Here is a 17328-nt window from a genome sequence, read left to right on the forward strand (position 1 = left end):
AACCACACGAACCGCCGGCACGACCTCGATCCGCTCATGCCGGGCACCACCACGGAAGGACGCGGATGTCCACGCAACTCCCTGCCCCCACGACCGCCGACCCCGGCGCGCACGTCGTCGCGCTGCGGTCCCAGTACCCCGATGACCTGCTCGGCGTGCCGCGCACCGGCCTCCGTCTGACCTGGCGGGCCGACGCGGCATCCCCCCAGCTCGGCTACCAGGTGCGCTGGCACGGCACGCACGCAGGCGTCGCCGAGCCGGTCGCATCGGGTGCCGCGATCGGCGTCATCGCGCCGGGTCCCCACCTCGAGCCGGGCGAGGAGCGCCGTTACGCGGTGCGCATCGCGACCGCGGCCGGATGGTCGGACTGGAGCGACGACCTCGTGGTCGAGGCATCCGTCGACCCGGCCTCGCTCGAGGCGCGCCCGATCGGCGGCTCGCAGCCGACGGAGGGCCCGGTCATGTTGCTCCGCACCGCGGTCGCGCTGCCCGCGGCGCCCGTGCGTGCGCGGCTCCGTGCGACGTTCTGGGGAATCGGCGAGCTGCGGATCAACGGCCGCCGCGCGACGGAGGAGCACCTCACCCCCGGCTGGACGGCGTACCAGGATCGCGTGGTGCTCGGCACCTGGGACGTGACGGACCTGCTGCACTCGGGTGAGAACGCCCTCGGCGTGCTCCTCGGCGACGGCTGGTACCGCGGGCGGCTCGGATGGGACGACGGGACCGAGCAGTACGGCACCGAGCTCGCCGCGCTCGTGCAGCTCGACGTGGAATGCGCCGACGGCTCGCACGTGCGCGTCGCGACGTCGCCCGAGTGGACGACCTCGGTGGGCGGCATCCGCTCGGCGAGCCTCTACGACGGCGTGGAGATCGATCTCCGCGACGAGCCCGCCGGCTGGGACGCGCCCGGCTTCGACGATTCGGGCTGGGCTGCTGCACGTGCCGTCGCGGTCGACACCGCCGTCGTCGAACCGCGGATCACGACCGGCGTCCGCACGATCGGCGAGTGGGACGTCGCCCTGCAGCCGCGCGACGGCCACGTGTTCCTCGACGCCGGCCAGAACATCGCGGGCTGGCTGCGGCTCGTCGTCCGGGGCCGCGCGGGCGACCGCATCGAGGTGCGGCATGCCGAGGTGCTCGAGCCCGACGGCTCCATCCATACGAAGTCGCTGCGCACCGCACGGGCGGCCGACGGCTACGTGCTCGCCGACGACGGCGAGACCACGCTCGAGCCGACCTTCACCTTCCACGGCTTCCAGTACGCCGAGGTGACCGGCGGCGAGGTCGTCTCGGCCACCGCCGTCGCGGTCTCGAGCGCCGACCGGTTGCGCTCCTCCTTCGAGAGCGCCGACCCCCGGCTCGACCGCCTGCACTCGAACGTCGCCTGGTCGCAGCGCGACAACTTCGTGTCGCTGCCGACCGACTGCCCCCAGCGCGACGAGCGCCTCGGCTGGACGGGCGACGCGCAGGCCTTCGCGCCCACCGCGTCGACGCTCTTCGACGTCGAGGCGTTCTGGATGTCGTGGCTGCGTGACCTCGAACTCGACCAGGACGCCGATGGGGCGGTCGCCGCCGTCGTGCCGAACATCCTCCAGGACGACGCGATCGCGGGCGGGAACTGGATCACCATGGGCCGCGCCGGCTGGGCGGATGCCGCGACGATCGTGCCGTGGGCGGTCTACGAGTCGTACGGCAGCGACGAGGTGCTCGTGCGGCAGCTCGACAGCATGCGCCGCTGGGTCGCGAGCCTGGAGCGCCGCGCGGGCGACGGCCTGCTGCCGACCGAGTTCCAGTTCGGCGACTGGCTCGACCCCGACGCCCCGGGCGACCAGCCGTGGGCGGCGAAGGTCTCGTCGGACTACGTGGCGAACGCCTTCTTCGCGCACAGCGCGCACCTCCTCGCCGACGCCGAGCGGCTCGTGGGCGACCCCGCGCGCGAGGAGGCCGCCGCGCGGCTCGGCGACCGCGTCGCGCGCGACACCTGGGAGCGCTGGGGCGAGGACGCCGTCGAGACGCAGACCGGCGCCGCGATCGCGCTCGAGTTCGGCATCGCACCCGAGTCCGAGCGCGAGGGCATCGCCGAGGGCCTCGCCCGCAACGTGCGCGAGGAGCGCGGCCGCATCGCCACGGGCTTCCTCGGCACGCCCCTCGTGCTCTTCGCGCTCGTGCACCACGGGCATGTCGACGAGGCGTTCCTCATGCTGCTGCGCCTCGAGCCGCCGTCGTGGCTCTACCAGGTGGAGATGGGCGCGACGACCGTGTGGGAGCGGTGGGACGCGCTCGCGCCCGACGGCTCGATCCACTCGGGTGAGATGGCCACGGGCGACAGCTCGGGCATGCTCTCGTTCAACCACTACGCCTACGGCGCCGTCGTCGACTGGATCTACCGCTACGTCGGCGGCCTCGCACCGACGCCCGAGCGCCCGGGCTACCGGCGGATCGTCGTCGCCCCGCACCCGTCGACGGCGATCCCGTGGGCGCGCGCGTCGGTGGAGACGCGGCTCGGCGCGGCATCCGTCGACTGGCGCCTCGCCGGCACCGACCTCGAGCTCGACCTCGTCGTGCCGTTCGGCGCCGACGCCGTGCTCGACCTGCCGCTCACCGACGTGTCGACCGTCGAGGTCGACGGCGTGCCGCACGCAAGCGCACCACTCGGCCCCGGTTCGCACCGGATCGTCGCCACTGCCGTGCGGGTCGCCGACCCGGCCGCGCTCGTCGCGCCGACGCGATGACGCGGTGACGCGCCGGCCCGGGGCCCGCCGCCGACTCGGCCGGTCCCGGGCCATGCGAGGACTCGCCGGCACGCCGACGCGGCGATACGATGGAAAACGCATTCCACACTTGCGCACCATCGCTCGACCGCTTACGCTTGAAACGATTCATAAGGAATCGGACACCGACCGACCGGCACCACGAGACGGAGAGCTCGACGATGAGCACAGCACCCCGACCAGCTGAACGGGTCTGCTTCCAGCTGCAGGTCGACGCCGCCCGGCTCGACGAGTACCGCGAGCGCCACGCCGCCGTCTGGCCCGACATGCTCCGGGCCATCGAGGCGTCGGGCCGCCGCAACTACTCGCTCTTCCTCCGCGAGGACGGCCTGCTCATCGGCTATTACGAGACCGACGACGACGCGGCATCCCAGGCCGCGCTCGAGGCCGACCCGCGCACCGCCGCCTGGGAGGCCGAGATGGCGCCGTTCTTCGTCGCCCTCGACGGCCGCCCCGACCAGGGCGCACCACGACTTCCCGAGGTCTTCCACCTCGAGGACCAGCTCGCCGCGCTCGACGCCGATGCCGACGCCGAGCGCTGAGCTCCCACCGACCACCAGCACAGAAAGCAGCGACCAGTGAGCACCCTTCCCGCCGCCATCCTGTCCGAACTCGAGCTCCAGTCGATCGAACTCCCCTCGTGGGCGTTCGGCAACTCGGGCACCCGCTTCAAGGTCTTCGCGACCCCGGGCACGCCGCGCGATCCGTACGAGAAAATCGCGGATGCCGCGCAGGTGCACCGCTACACCGCGCTCGCACCGACCGTGGCGCTGCACATCCCGTGGGACAAGGTCGACTCCTACGACGACCTGCGCACGCACGCCGAGGACCTCGGCGTCTCGCTCGGCACCATCAACTCGAACACGTTCCAGGACGACGACTACAAGTTCGGCGCCCTCACGCACGAGGATGCCGCGGTGCGGCGCAAGGCCATCGACCACCACTTCGAGTGCATCGACATCATGCACGCGACCGGCAGCCGCGACCTGAAGATCTGGCTCGCCGAGGGCTCGAACTACCCGGGCCAGGCCGACCTGCGCGGCCGCCAGGACCGCCTGCACGAGTCGCTGCAGGAGATCTACGCGCGACTCGGCGACGACCAGCGCCTCGTGCTCGAGTACAAGTTCTTCGAGCCGGCGTTCTACCACACCGACGTCCCCGACTGGGGAACGAGCTACGCCCAGGTCGCCGCGCTCGGCGACAAGGCCATGGTCTGCCTGGACACCGGCCACCATGCGCCGGGCACCAACATCGAGTTCATCGTCATGCAGCTGCTGCGCCTCGGCAAGCTCGGCTCGTTCGACTTCAACTCGCGGTTCTACGCCGACGACGACCTCATCGTGGGCGCGGCCGACCCGTTCCAGCTGTTCCGCATCATCTTCGAGGTGATCCGCGGCGGCGGCTTCAACCACCCCGACGTCGCGTTCATGCTCGACCAGTGCCACAACGTCGAGGACAAGATCCCCGGCCAGATCCGCAGCGTGCTCAACGTGCAGGAGATGACCGCCCGGGCGCTGCTCGTCGACACCGAGGCGCTGCGCGCCGCGCAGGTGTCTGGCGACGTGCTCGAGGCGAACCGCATCTTCATGGACGCGTTCTACACCGACGTGCGTCCGGCCCTCGCCGAGTGGCGCGAGTCGCGCGGCCTGCCCGCCGACCCGATGGCGGCGTTCGCGGCATCCGGGTACCTGCAGCAGATCGCGGCCGACCGCGTCGGCGGCGTGCAGGCCGGGTGGGGGGCGTGAGGTCAGCGCGGCGCGAAGCGACGCGCTTCCTCACGAAAGGCGGAGCAGGAGTCAGACGACGCGCCAGCGTTGGCTGACGTCTCCGGCAGACCGCGAAACGCATCCAGTCACGACAGCCACGAGAGGAGCGAGCGGATGACGCAGCAGACGCCCTGCGGCGCGGCCGACGGCCTCGTCCGGGTGTACCCGGCGGATGCCGCGGCGCTCCGTCCGGTGCCGGGGCTCGTCTGGGCGCACGGCGGCGGCTTCGTCGCGGGCGACCTCGACATGCCCGAGGCGGACTGGGTCGCGCGCGCGCTCGCCGCCCGCGGCATCACGGTCGTCTCGATCGACTACCGCCTGGTCGGCGACGGCTCCGGACGATACCCTGCCGGCTCCGACGACGTGCTCGCGGCCTGGACCTGGACGCTCGACCATGCCGACGAGCTGGCCCTCGACCCGTCGCGCATCGCGATCGGCGGCGCGAGCGCGGGCGCCAGCCTCGTGACCGGAGCAGTGCTGCGGCTGCTGGATCCCCATCGGTGGTCGAGTAGCGCCGCCGAAGGCGACGCGTATCGAGACCCGGGGCCACGTCGCGATTCGGCTGCTTCGCGGCCTACTCGACGGACGATGCCGTCCGGCGTGTTCCTCGCCTACCCCACGCTGCTCGCCGTGCAGCCGGCGCCGGATGCCGCGCTGCGAGCGCTCCTCGACGCGAACCCGGCCGCCGACCGCTTCTTCCCGGCCGCCGTACTCGCGATGTACGAGGCCTACCTCGGCGGGCCCGTCGACGACGCGCCGCTGCCCGCCGTGCCGGGCCGCGCCGAGGCATCCGACCTCATCGGCTTCCCGCCGGTGCTCATGGTCAACGACGAAGCCGACGAGCTCCGCGTCTCGGGCGAGCTGTTCGCCACGACGCTCGCGACCGCGGGCGTCCCCGTCGACCTCCTCGTCGAGCCCGGCACCCAGCACGGCCACCTGAACCGACCCGACGAGCCCGCGGCATCCGCCTCGATCGAGCGCGTGGTGCTCTGGATCGCGTGGCTCGCGACCCACCACCGGACCACCCTCCGCATCACCGAAGGAATCACCCCATGACGAACCAGGCAGCTGCCGACCTCATCGCGCGGTCGAACCGCCTCGGCGCCGACCCGAAGAACACGAACTACGCCGGCGGCAACACGTCGGCGAAGGGCACCGAGACCGATCCGGTCACGGGCGAGCCCGTCGAGCTGCTCTGGGTGAAGGGCTCGGGCGGCGACCTCGGCACGTTGAAGGAGTCGGGGCTCGCGGTGCTGCGCCTCGACCGGCTCCGCGACCTCGTGGAGGTGTACCCGGGCGTCGAGCGCGAGGACGAGATGGTCGCCGCCTTCGACTACACGCTCCACGGCAAGGGCGGCGCGGCGCCGTCGATCGACACGGCCATGCACGGCCTCGTCGATGCGGCGCACGTCGACCACCTGCACCCCGACTCGGGCATCGCGATCGCGACGGCGGCCGACGGCGAGGCGCTCACGAGTACGATCTTCGGTAACAGGGTGGTATGGGTGCCGTGGCGTCGCCCGGGCTTCCAGCTCGGCCTCGACATCGCCGAGATCAAGTCGCAGAACCCGCAGGCGATCGGCTGCATCCTCGGCGGCCACGGCATCACCGCATGGGGCGACACGTCCGAGGAATCCGAGCGCAACTCGCTCTGGATCATCGACACCGCCGCCGCCTACATCGCCGAGCACGGCAAGGCCGACCCGTTCGGGGCGGTGGTGCCCGGCTACGAGCCGCTGCCCGAGGCCGAGCGCCGCGCGAAGGCCGCCGCGCTCGCGCCGACGATCCGCGGGCTCGCGTCGTACGACCGGCCGCAGGTGGGCCACTTCACCGACGCCGACGTGGTGCTCGAGTTCCTGAGCCGCGAGCAGCTCGCCCCGCTCGCCGCGCTCGGCACGAGCTGCCCCGACCACTTCCTGCGCACCAAGGTCAAGCCGCTCGTGCTCGACCTCCCGGCCGACGCGTCGATCGAGGGCTCCATCGCGCGCCTGAAGGAGCTGCACGAGCAGTACCGCGCCGACTACCAGGCGTACTACGACGCGTACGCGACGCCCGAGTCCCCCGCGATCCGCGGCGCCGACCCGGCGATCGTGCTCGTGCCGGGCGTGGGCATGTTCTCGTTCGGCGCGAACAAGCAGACCGCACGCGTCGCGGGCGAGTTCTACGTGAATGCCATCAACGTGATGCGCGGCGCCGAGTCGCTCTCGACGTACGCGCCGATCTCCGACGAAGAGAAGTTCCGCATCGAGTACTGGGCGCTCGAGGAGGCCAAGCTCCAGCGCATGCCGAAGCCGAAGACGCACGCGACCCGCATCGCGCTCGTGACCGGCGCGGCATCCGGCATCGGCAAGGCCATTGCCACCCGCCTCGCCGCGGAGGGCGCCTGCGTCGTCATCGCCGACCTCGACCTCGAGAAGGCGCAGGCCGCAGCAGCCGAGCTCGGCAACACGGATGTCGCGATCGGCGTGCAGGCGAACGTGACGGATGCCGCGGCGATCCAGCGCGCGATCGACGACGCGGTGCTCGCCTTCGGCGGCCTCGACCTCGTGGTGAACAACGCCGGCCTGTCGCTGTCGAAGCCGCTCCTCGAGACCACCGAGGCGGACTGGGACCTGCAGCACGACGTCATGGCCAAGGGCTCGTTCCTCGTGTCGAAGGCCGCGGCGAAGGTGCTCATCGAGCAGGGCCTCGGCGGCGACATCATCTACATCTCGTCGAAGAACTCGGTGTTCGCAGGCCCGAACAACATCGCCTACTCGGCGACGAAGGCCGACCAGGCGCACCAGGTGCGCCTGCTCGCGGTCGAGCTCGGCGAGTACGGCATCAAGGTCAACGGCATCAACCCCGACGGCGTCGTGCGTGGCTCGGGCATCTTCGCCTCGGGCTGGGGTGCGAACCGCGCGAAGACCTACGGCATCGAGGAGGAGGACCTCGGCAAGTTCTACGCCCAGCGCACGATCCTCAAGCGCGAGGTGCTCCCCGAGCACGTCGCGAACGCGGTGTTCGTGCTCACCGGCCCCGAGCTGAGCCACACCACCGGCCTGCACATCCCGGTCGACGCGGGCGTGGCCGCGGCCTTCCTGCGATGACCGGCGGGTCGGTCGCCGCGGTCGACCTCGGCGCGACGAGCGGACGCGTCATCGTCGGCCACGTCGACGCCGCGGCGGGCCGGCTCGAGCTCGACCAAGTCGCCCGGTTCCCGAACGGGCCCGTGCGGCTCGCGTCGGGCCTGCACTGGGACCTCACCGGCCTCTACCGGGACCTCACCCGCGGGCTCGCCGACGCGTTCCGCCGCGATCCCGGCGTCGCGTCGATCGGCGTCGACTCCTGGGCGGTCGACTACGGCCTGCTCCGCGGCGACCGGCTGCTCGGCGAGCCGTTCCACTACCGCGACGACCGCAACGAGCGCGCGGTCGAGCGGGTCCACGCCGTCGTGCCGTTCGAGGAGCTCTACCGCCGCAACGGCCTGCAGTTCCTGCCGTTCAACACGGTGTACCAGCTCGCCGCCGAGCAGTCGGGCGGACTGCTCGGCCTCGCCGACTCGATGCTCCTCATCCCCGACCTCATCGGCTTCCAGCTCACGGGCACGCGCGTCGCCGAGCTGACGAACGCGTCGACGACCGGCCTCGTCGGGGTGGAGACGGGCGAGTGGGACTACCAGCTCATGGAGCGGCTCGGGCTGGAGGCATCCGTGCTGCCCCGCCTCGTCTCGCCGGGTGCATCGCTCGGGGGCCTGCGGCCCGACGTCGCGGCCGAGCTGGGCGCCCCGGCGGGCGTCGAGGTGGTCGCGGTCGGCTCGCACGACACCGCGTCGGCGGTCGTCGCCGTGCCGATGCGTCCCGAGTCCGCCGCCTACATCTCGTGCGGCACGTGGGGCCTCGTCGGCGTCGAGCTCGAGCAGCCGGTGACCACGGATGCCGCGCGCGAGGCCAACTTCACGAACGAGGGCGGCGTAGACGGACGCGTGCGCTTCCTGCACAACGTGATGGGGCTCTGGCTGTTGTCGGAGTCGGTGCGCTGGTGGGAGCGCGACGGATCGACGATCGACCTGCCCGAGCTGCTCGCGCAGGCGGCCGCGGTCACGACCGACGTCGAAGTGTTCGACGCGAACGACCCGTCGTTCCTCGCCCCGGGCGACCTGCCCGGGCGCATCGCGGAGTGGTGCGCCGAGCGCGGCGTACCCGCACCGCAGAGTCGCGCCGAGTTCGCCCGCTCGATCATCGAGAGCCTCGCCGAGGCGTTCGCGGACGCGGTGCGCACGGCGTCGATCCTCTCGGGCGTCGACGTCGAGACGATCCACGTCGTCGGCGGCGGCGCGCTCAACGAGCTGCTCTGCCGGCGCACGGCCGACCGGTCGGGCATCCCCGTGCTCGCGGGCCCGGTCGAGGCGACCGCGGTCGGCAACGTGCTCGTGCAGGCTCGCGCAGCCGGCTTCGCCGGGGCCGACCTCGAGTCGCTGCGCACGCTCGTGGCGGCGTCGTTCCAGCCCGTCCGCTACGAGCCGTCGGCGCGCTGACCGGGCCGTTCGGCGATCAGTGCCCGTGCGCGAGCTGCTGCAGGCCGATCACGCCGGCGCCGAGCGCGAGCAGGATCCCGAGCGCGACGAGCTGCTTCCACCACGACACGTGCGTGCGACGCACGGCGAACCAGCCGATGAGGCCGAGCGTCACGAGGTAGACGATGGATGCCGCGCGCAGGGCTCCCTCGAGCTGGAACACCCCGAGCACCGCGAGCACGAGCAGGATGAGCGGCACGCCCGCCGACGCGATCGCCGACCCCGAGACGCGCGCCATGCGTCCGAGCTGGCCGCCGTCGGGGAACGCCTGGTGCACCGCGAGGTGCGCGATGACCTCCGCCACGAAGCCCGCCGCCGAGATCGCGACGATCCCGACGAGCAGGGTGAGCGTCGCGCGCGTCGCCGTGATGTGCTCGACGTTGTTGATCTGCACGAGCACGATCGCGAGGCCCGTGAAGGTGGCGTAGACGCGTTCCTTCAGAGCCTCGGCCCGCTCCTCGGTGGGCCGGTCGGGATGGTCGGGCGGAAGGCCCGGCGGTCTGCCGGGCCCGCGTCCGCGCACTCGCTCGCGGTCGCCTCGGTCGTCGGCTGCAGCGGCCTCGTCCATGGCGGCCACGGTAGCAGCCGGGGCGCCGGCCGCTCAGGCCATGACGAATGCTGCGGCGGGCGCCCGCCCGCGCGCCTGCTCGGTGTCGCGCATCCCGAGCACCGAGACGCCCACGCCGTAGGTCACGAAGTCGCCGCGCGGACGGACCCCCACCCCCACGAGGGCTCCTCGCTCGCCGCCGTCGGTCACCTCGAGCCCGTGGAGGAGCGCCTCGCTCACGACGGGCGGAAGGTCGGCGGCGGGCACGGTCTCGGCGTCGCCGCAGAACGTGATGGTCGCCGCCGGGATCTTGATCCACGGCATGAACGGGACCCGCTTAGCGATCGGCACGGTCACCGACACCGACGGATTCGCGGCGATGTGCCGCGCCTTCCACTCGCGGTCGTTCGTCGTGAACCACAACCGCCCCTCGTGCACGTGGTGCATGACGCCGGCCGTGCGCGCCTCGCCGCGCGCCGACACCATGCCGATCACCATGAAGTTCTCACCGGCGATGGCGTCCCAGACGGCCTCGCTCGTGATGTCGACCATTCCGATCACCCGCTTTACATTGTCAAGGCTTTACGATGTCAAGTAGGCTACGACGCTCAACTTGACAATGTCAAGGGCTTCGCGAGAGGACATCGGATGACGGACACGGCGACCACCGGCGCATCGGGACGTTCGGCGCTGCTTCGAGCTTTGGAGGAGCTCGCCCGGGAGCAGGGCGTGAGCAACGTCGGGCTCCGCGAGGTCGCACGCCGCGCCGGGCTCTCGCATGCGGCGCCGACCCACTTCTTCGGCAGCCGCGAGGGGATGATCCGAGCCCTCGCGCTCGAGGGCCTCGACCTGCTCATGGAGGACCTTGGCAGCGCCCAGGAACGCGCCGCGCACCTGCCCGGTCGCGAGCGCCTCATCGCCGACTCGCTCGAGTACGTGGCCTTCGCGCAACGCCACCCCGCGCACTACGACGCGATGTTCCGCACGCCGTCGACCTCGCCCGACGACGACACCCTCGACCGCGTGCGGATCACCGCACTCGACTGCCTCCGCGAACTCGTCGTCGACGTGCACCGCTCGGGCGCCATCGGCGGCGATGTCGAGACCGCGTTCCTCCAGATCTGCGCGATGTGCCACGGCATCGCCTCGCTCGCGATCGACGGGCTGCTGCACGGCTTCCACGAGATCGTCCGCTCGCCCGACGACACGGCCCGCATCGTCGAGGGCATCGTCCGCGCCCAGGTGGAGCAGCTGCCGTGAGCCGCCCGCCGCTCTGGAAGGATGGCCGGATGAGCGAACCCCACCTCCTCGTGACCGTGCCCGGCGAGACCCTGCGACGTGCGATCGGCGCGCCGCCCGAGGGCGTCGACATCGAGCTCTGGGACTTGGACTCGCCCGCGCCGGCCGACCACATCGACCTCGTCGTGCCGCCGTACATGGGCGCCGCCGAACGGCTCGGCGCGCTCGAGGGCGTCTCGGCGCGGCTGGTGCAGTCCCAGTCGATCGGCTACGACGACGTGCCCGACGTGCTGCCGGCGGGTCAGGTGTTCGCGAACGCGGCATCCGTGCACGAGACCTCGACGGCCGAGCTCACGCTCGCGCTGGTGCTGGCCGCCCAGCGCGGCATCCCCGACTTCGTGCGCGCCGCCGAGCAGGGCCGCTGGGCGCCCGCGCGCCACGAGAGCCTCGCCGATCGGCGCGTGCTGCTGCTCGGCTACGGCGGCGTCGGGCATGCGATCGAGGACCGGCTCGCGCCGTTCGAGGTCGAGCTCGTCCGCGTCGCCACCCGTGCACGCGACGACGAGCGCGGACGCATCCACGGCATCGACGAGCTGCCCGCACTGCTGCCCACCGCCGACATCGTGATCGTCGGCGTGCCGCTCACCGACGCGACGACGGGGCTCGTGGACGACGCGTTCCTCGCCGCGCTGCCCGACGGCGCCCTCGTCGTCAACATCGCGCGCGGCAGGGTCGCCGACACCGACGCGATCCTCGACCACGCCACGCGCGGCCGCCTGCGCTTCGCGCTCGACGTCACCGATCCCGAGCCGCTGCCGCAGGGGCATCCGCTGTTCGCGCTGCCGAACGTACTCATCTCCCCGCACGTGGGCGGCGCGTCGACCGCCATGATGCCGCGCATGGCGCGGCTCGTGCGCACCCAGATCGAGCGGATGCTGCAGGGCGACGAGCCCCTCAACGTCGTGCTGCGCACCTGATCCCAGCCCTGCGCGCATCCCGAGACCCCCAGCCCCGACCGCGACCCGCCCCGCAACGCCCGACCCCGAACTCACCCGAGAGGACTCCCCCATGCCGCAGTTCGACGCCGCCTTCGACTGGGTCCGCCGCAACGTGCACGACGGCCCGCTGCCGTCGGCCGTGCTCGGCGTCGCGACGGCGGAGGGGGTCGTGGCGCTCGAGGCCTTCGGCGCGACCGGCGGGCACGCGGCATCCGTCGACGACCACTACCCGCTGTTCTCGATCACGAAGCCGATCGTGGGACTGGCGGCGCTGCACCTCGTGGAGCAGGGGCGGCTCACGCCCGAGACGCCGCTGACCCGTGCCGTGCCCGAGTTCGGCGGCTGGCGCGACGACGTCGTGCGGCTGCGCCACCTCGTGAGCCACACGTCGGGCATCAGCGAGCCGCCGCTCGACGTGCCCGGCGGCCTCCGTCCGTCGCTGCTCGTGGCGTCGCGCGACTTCCCCGCGGGCGCCGCCTCGCGCTACTCGTCGATCGCGTTCGAGGGCATCGCCGCGCTCATCGAGGACGCCTCGGGCGCGCCTTGGGAGCAGGCGGTCGCGAAGGTCGGCGAGCGAGCGGATGCCCCGGGCCTCACGTTCGACGCCGACTCCACGCCGCACCTGCCGGTCGACGTCGTCGAGCAGGGTCTCGACTGGGCCCGGTTCGCCTCGCTGCGGCATCCGGGCGCCGGATTGTTCGCCCGCGCCGCCGACCTGCTCGCCATCGGCAGCGCGTTGCTGCGCAACGACGGGTCGCTCGTGGCGCCAGTGACCTTCGAGGCGATGCGCCGCCCGCTCACCGCCGGGCTGCCGAAGCTCGAGCCCTACGTCGAGTCGCGCGGCCAGGACTGGGGCTTCACGTGGAACCTCCGGCACTCGGCGCCGGGCCTGCTCGCGCGCGACACGTTCGGCCACGGCGGCTGGGCCGGCACGGAGTTCTGGATCACGCCGTCGCTCGACGTCTGCTTCGTGCTGCTCACGAACATCGGCGGCGGGTTCGGCCGCTTCGGCGTCGACGCCGACGAGCTGCACAACGCGGTGGCCGCGGGGGCCTGACCGCACACGCGACCCTTCACCCTCTCTTCTCTCACACGCCGAGAGTGCTCGAGATGTCGCAACTCGCGGTCGGATGCGGCATTCCGAGCACTCTCGGCGGCGGGGGAACCCGCCCAGCGCGAACGGCCGCGCCTGTCCGGGATCCCGGATCGGGAGTACCCTGAGCATTGACCGAACGTTTGCGGAGCGTCCTCGGGGCGGACGCGCACGCGGCGCGAGGTCAGTGGTGACCCGGTGGGAGACGGGCCACCAGCGGACGAGGATGCGCGCATGGACGCCGTCATGGAGCTTGAGATCGGTCCCGGTCCCGACCCGGGAACGTATGTCTCGCGCGTGCTCCGATCGGTCGGCGGCGGCGAGCCGAGCGCGGAATTCCGGCTCGACGTCGATCGACTGCTCAGGCGACGACCCGACCTCGAGGCGAGCGTGCTGCTGTCCTCCGTCTCCGCGCGACGCATCATGTCGGACACCGAAGCGAGCCTGCAGGCCGTCGGACGCGAACTGTTCGAGGCCGCGTTCACGGGCGACGTGTACGCCGCCTATCGCACGAGCGCAGCCGTCGCATCCGAGCGAGGATCGGGGGTGCAGCTCGCTCTCCGTCTCACCGCACCCGGTCTCGCGGCGCTCCCGTGGGAGGCCCTGTACGACCCGGCGACGGAGACCTACCTCTGCCGCAAGGAGCCGCTCGTGCGGCAGGTGCCCGCTCCGCATGCGCCGGCACCGCTCGCGATCGACCTGCCCCTGCGCGTGCTGGCGATGGTGTCGTCGCCGCGCGGCCTGCCGCCGCTCGACGTCGAGCACGAACGCGAGCTGCTGGAGGAGGCGCTGCGACCGCATCTCGACGCCGGGCGCGTGCAGGTCGAGTGGCTCGAACCCGTGACGTGGTCGGGCGTGCACGACAAGCTCCTCGAGCAGGAGTGGCACGTGCTCCACTTCATCGGGCACGGCACGTTCGACATCGACACCGACGAGGGCGTGCTCGCATTCGTCGGACGCGACGGCCGCGCCGACTACGTCGCGGCCTCGGCGCTCGCCGACCTCCTCGCCGAGGCGGAGCCCACGCCGAGGCTCGTGCTGCTCAACTCGTGCCGGTCGGCCGCGGGCGGACCCGACGACCTCTTCTCGGGCACCGCGGCCGCGCTTGCGCACAGCGGCATCCATGCGGTGGCGGCGATGCAGTTCTCGATCAGCGACACGGCCGCCATCGAGTTCTCCCGTGGGTTCTACTCCGCGCTGGCGCATGGCCGCGGCATCGATGAAGCCGTGCGGAGCGGCCGCATCGGCATCCTCGGCCTCGGCCGCGGGACGCTGGAGTGGGTGACCCCCGTGTTGTACCTGCGCGGCGCGGACACGCGCCTGTTCGACGTGGCGCAGCGGGCCAGGAGCGCCGACGCTGACGCGCCGCCCGCCCGATCTCCACGCCCTCCCGAAGCCGACCGCCCGCCGCGAACGCCGACCGAGGACGCGAACGCCCGCCGACGGCGGCCGTGGCTCATCGGCGGCCTGGTCGCGGTCGGTGCCGCCGTCGCACTGGGGGCGGCACTCCTCGTGCCGCAATGGATCGACGGCGGGGCGGGCGGCGCCTTGGACGCGAACGAAGTCTTCGTCCGGATGGACAAGGCGTGGACGAGTACCGGCGTCTCGTGCGCCCAGGGCGACCGGATCCGCATCTCCGCACGGGGTGAGGGGGTCTACGACGAGACCGAGGCGGCCGTCGGGCCCGCCGGGCTGGCCACGGGTGAGTCGCCCGAACCACGCGTCTACCGGAACATCGACTCGTTCGCGCTCATCGGGGTGCTGGACAACCGGAGTGATGCCTTCTTCGTGGGGTCCGAGCAGGTGTACGTGTGCCCGTCGCCCGGCGAGCTGCTGCTCGGGCCGAACGACAACCAGCTGGACGGGAACCGCGGTGGATTCACCGCGACGGTCGAGCTCCTTCCGGCGGAATGAACCGGTCATGTCCGGGACATCCCGCAGCAGAGGTTCAGTGGCCGCACGCTGGCCACGGACACCCCGCACGACGAGGATTCGCGCATGGACGCCGTGATGGAGCTGGAGATCGGGCCCGGACCCGAACCGGGCTCCTACGTGGTGCGCGTCCTCCGTTCGGTCGGAGCCGGAGAGCCGGCTGAGACCGTGACCATCGACCTCGACGACCTGGTCGATCGCCGTCCGCACCTGGAGGCGAGCGTGCTGTCGTCGTCGGTGTCGGCTCGTCGCATCATGTCGGACACCGAGGTGGCGATCCAGGACGTGGGCCGCCGGCTCTTCGACTCGGCATTCACCGGCAGCGTCGAGAGCGCTTACCGCACGAGCATGGCCGTGGCATCCGAACGCGGCAAGAGCGTGCAGATCTCGCTGCGGCTCACCGCGCCGGGCCTGGCCGCGCTGCCGTGGGAGACGCTCTACGACTCGCAGACGCAGACCTACCTCTGCCGCAAGGAGCCGCTCGTGCGGAACGTGCCGGCGCCGTACTCGTCGGCACCGCTCGCGCTCACGCCACCGCTCCGCATCCTCGCCATGATCTCGTCGCCGCGCGGCCTCCCCGCCCTCGACGTCGAGGACGAACGGGAACGTCTGGAGCGCGCGCTCGGGCCGCACCTCGAATCCGGTCGGGTGGAGCTCCACTGGCTCGAGGATGCCTCGTGGGAGGGTATCCACGGCAAGCTGCTCGAGCGCGAGTGGCACGTGCTGCACTTCGTGGGGCACGGGGCGTTCGACACCGCCACCGACGAGGGCGTGCTCGCGTTCGTCGGTCGCGACGGCCGTGCGGACTACGTCCCGGCCTCCGCCCTCGCCGACCTGCTCGACGAGGCCGAGCCCACGCCCCGGCTCGTCGTGCTCAACTCGTGCCAGTCGGGGGCCGCCGGCACGTCCGACCTCTTCTCGGGCACCGCGGCCGCGCTCGCGCACAGCGGCATTCGCGCCGTCGCCGCCATGCAGTTCTCCATCAGCGACATCGCCGCGATCGCGTTCGCGCGCGGCTTCTACACCGCGCTCGCCTACGGCCGCGGCATCGACGAGGCCGTGCGCAGCGGGCGCATCGGGATCCTCGGCATCGGACGCGGGACGCTCGAGTGGGTCACGCCCGTGCTCTACCTCCGCGGCGAGGACGCCCACCTGTTCGACGTGGCCGCGTCGCCGCTGCCGCCACCGCCGATGCCGCCGGCGCCGGTCCCTCCGGCCGCGGGCCCCTCTCCCGCGGTCACGGACGAGACCGAGGTGCCGACCGACGTCTCCATCGAGGTCGGCGGCGGCGTGGAGCCGACGACGACGGATGTGCCGGACGGGACGCCGACGGTCGCTCCGAGTCCGCCGGACTCACCGACCGATCCGACGTACCCGACGCCCGAGTGGCAGCGCCCGCCGCCCCGCGACGTGCCGCCCGAACCCGTCCGCCGGGACACGTTCGTGCCCGTGCCGCCACCGCCTGGACCGATCCGCACCGCACCGCGCGCGACACCCCGTCCGGTGAAGCGCTCCTCGCGCGTCCTGCCGTGGATCATCGTCGCGATCATCGCTGCGGTCGTGATCGGTGGCGCCGTGTACGCGCTCAACCTGCTGCGCCCGTGGGAGGCGAACGGCGGAGGCGGATCGTCGACCACGGCCGACGTCACGATCCCGATGTCGACCCCCTGGACGAATGTCGGCCTGAGCTGCGAGCAGGGCGACGAGTTCGTCATCTCGGTCACGGGAACGGCCTTCCACGACGCGTCGGCCGAGTCCGAGGTCGGCCCCGACGGCATCACCAGCGGTTGGGGGGCGGAGTACCGCGTGCTCCCCGAGGCCAACACCGCGTCGGTGATCGGCGCGCTCGACACGAGCAGCGCGATGTTCCCGGTGGGAACGGGGACCACCTACGAGTGCCCCGTTCCGGGTGGGCTGCGGCTCGGCATCAACGACAACGGGTTCGCGGGCAATCACGGCGAGTTCCACGCGACGGTGGTCCTCAACGAGAAGTGACGTACGGCGACGGGGGAAGCCATGGAACGGATCGCGATCTTCACGACGGCCGACGGCGACGAGGTCGCCATCCAGGTCGCCGACGCCGGGCTGCTCCCGTCGGTGGCCGTCGACGAGGCCGCGGACGCCGCTGAGCCGGTGCCCGGCCTCACCGTGCGCGGCATCCCCGACGCGGCATTGTCGACCCGCGGCATCCCGAGCGGTCGACTCGTGGAGCGGACGCAGCAGAGCCTCGACGACGTGCTCGCCCACGCCCGCCCCGCGGTCTCGGCGCTCCTGCGCCAGGTCCGGGAGCAGGAGGACGCGCCCGACGAGCTCGAGGTGGAGTTCGGCGTGCAGGTGAGCCTCGAGGTCGGGGCGTACATCGCCGCGGCGAGCTCGCAGGCGAACTTCCGCGTGACCATGCGCTGGCTCGCGCGGAGGACGTGAGGT

General features: G+C 72.3%; 14 protein-coding genes. 12 read left to right on the forward strand and 2 right to left on the reverse strand.

Annotated features, from left to right (window positions below; genetic code table 11):
* The first annotated feature begins 65 nt into the window (after nucleotides 1-65).
* The 6 genes from ACWEOH_RS07030 (at nucleotide 66) to ACWEOH_RS07055 (ending at nucleotide 9053) form a co-directional block, all read left to right on the forward strand.
* Nucleotides 66-2732, forward strand: a complete 2667-nt coding sequence (locus ACWEOH_RS07030; RefSeq protein ID WP_452029482.1) for a family 78 glycoside hydrolase catalytic domain — start codon at nucleotides 66-68, stop codon at nucleotides 2730-2732.
* Between the two features lie 200 nt (nucleotides 2733-2932).
* Nucleotides 2933-3313, forward strand: a complete 381-nt coding sequence (locus ACWEOH_RS07035) for an L-rhamnose mutarotase (RefSeq protein WP_452029484.1) — start codon at nucleotides 2933-2935, stop codon at nucleotides 3311-3313.
* A gap of 36 nt (nucleotides 3314-3349) precedes the next feature.
* Entirely contained in the window at nucleotides 3350-4516 is a 1167-nt protein-coding gene (gene rhaI / locus ACWEOH_RS07040; protein WP_452029486.1) for an L-rhamnose isomerase, read from the forward strand.
* Nucleotides 4517-4651: 135 nt separating this feature from the next.
* Nucleotides 4652-5593 carry an alpha/beta hydrolase gene (locus ACWEOH_RS07045; protein WP_452029488.1) on the forward strand — a complete coding sequence of 314 codons (942 nt, stop codon included), beginning with the start codon at nucleotides 4652-4654 and terminating at the stop codon, nucleotides 5591-5593.
* The gene (locus tag ACWEOH_RS07050; RefSeq protein ID WP_452029490.1) at nucleotides 5590-7626 is read left to right on the forward strand and encodes a bifunctional aldolase/short-chain dehydrogenase; all 2037 of its coding nucleotides are present in this window, start codon (nucleotides 5590-5592) and stop codon (nucleotides 7624-7626) included. The genes ACWEOH_RS07045 and ACWEOH_RS07050 overlap by 4 nt, the downstream gene beginning before the upstream one ends.
* Nucleotides 7623-9053, forward strand: a complete 1431-nt coding sequence (locus tag ACWEOH_RS07055) for a rhamnulokinase (RefSeq protein WP_452029492.1) — start codon at nucleotides 7623-7625, stop codon at nucleotides 9051-9053. Before ACWEOH_RS07050 ends, ACWEOH_RS07055 begins: the two co-directional genes overlap by 4 nt.
* A gap of 16 nt (nucleotides 9054-9069) precedes the next feature.
* Here ACWEOH_RS07055 and ACWEOH_RS07060 read toward each other — a convergent pair whose 3' ends face one another.
* Both ACWEOH_RS07060 and ACWEOH_RS07065 read right to left on the reverse strand, forming a co-directional pair.
* Nucleotides 9070-9660: a hypothetical protein gene (locus tag ACWEOH_RS07060; protein WP_452029494.1), complete on the reverse strand. Its 591-nt coding sequence runs from the start codon at nucleotides 9658-9660 to the stop codon at nucleotides 9070-9072.
* Nucleotides 9661-9693: 33 nt separating this feature from the next.
* Nucleotides 9694-10191 carry a pyridoxamine 5'-phosphate oxidase family protein gene (locus ACWEOH_RS07065; RefSeq protein WP_452031876.1) on the reverse strand — a complete coding sequence of 166 codons (498 nt, stop codon included), beginning with the start codon at nucleotides 10189-10191 and terminating at the stop codon, nucleotides 9694-9696.
* 96 nt (nucleotides 10192-10287) lie between these two features.
* On the opposite strand from ACWEOH_RS07065, the gene ACWEOH_RS07070 reads away from it, so the two are divergent.
* The 6 genes from ACWEOH_RS07070 to ACWEOH_RS07095 all read left to right on the forward strand — a co-directional run bounded on the left by ACWEOH_RS07070 (nucleotide 10288) and on the right by ACWEOH_RS07095 (nucleotide 17325).
* Nucleotides 10288-10899, forward strand: a complete 612-nt coding sequence (locus ACWEOH_RS07070) for a TetR/AcrR family transcriptional regulator (protein ID WP_452029496.1) — start codon at nucleotides 10288-10290, stop codon at nucleotides 10897-10899.
* Between the two features lie 29 nt (nucleotides 10900-10928).
* Nucleotides 10929-11855, forward strand: a complete 927-nt coding sequence (locus tag ACWEOH_RS07075; RefSeq protein WP_452029498.1) for a 2-hydroxyacid dehydrogenase — start codon at nucleotides 10929-10931, stop codon at nucleotides 11853-11855.
* 91 nt (nucleotides 11856-11946) lie between these two features.
* Nucleotides 11947-12933, forward strand: coding sequence for a serine hydrolase domain-containing protein (locus ACWEOH_RS07080; protein WP_452029500.1), 987 nt, complete (start codon nucleotides 11947-11949; stop codon nucleotides 12931-12933).
* A 270-nt stretch (nucleotides 12934-13203) separates the two neighbouring features.
* Nucleotides 13204-14883: a CHAT domain-containing protein gene (locus tag ACWEOH_RS07085; protein ID WP_452029502.1), complete on the forward strand. Its 1680-nt coding sequence runs from the start codon at nucleotides 13204-13206 to the stop codon at nucleotides 14881-14883.
* Nucleotides 14884-14967: 84 nt separating this feature from the next.
* Nucleotides 14968-16896 (forward strand): CHAT domain-containing protein, encoded by a 1929-nt coding sequence (locus ACWEOH_RS07090; RefSeq protein ID WP_452029504.1) that lies wholly within the window; start codon nucleotides 14968-14970, stop codon nucleotides 16894-16896.
* A 21-nt stretch (nucleotides 16897-16917) separates the two neighbouring features.
* Complete coding sequence (locus ACWEOH_RS07095) at nucleotides 16918-17325, forward strand: CU044_2847 family protein (protein WP_452029506.1); 408 nt, start codon at nucleotides 16918-16920, stop codon at nucleotides 17323-17325.
* The last annotated feature ends 3 nt before the right edge of the window (nucleotides 17326-17328 follow it).

This window comes from Agromyces sp. NPDC004153 (assembly GCF_053603635.1).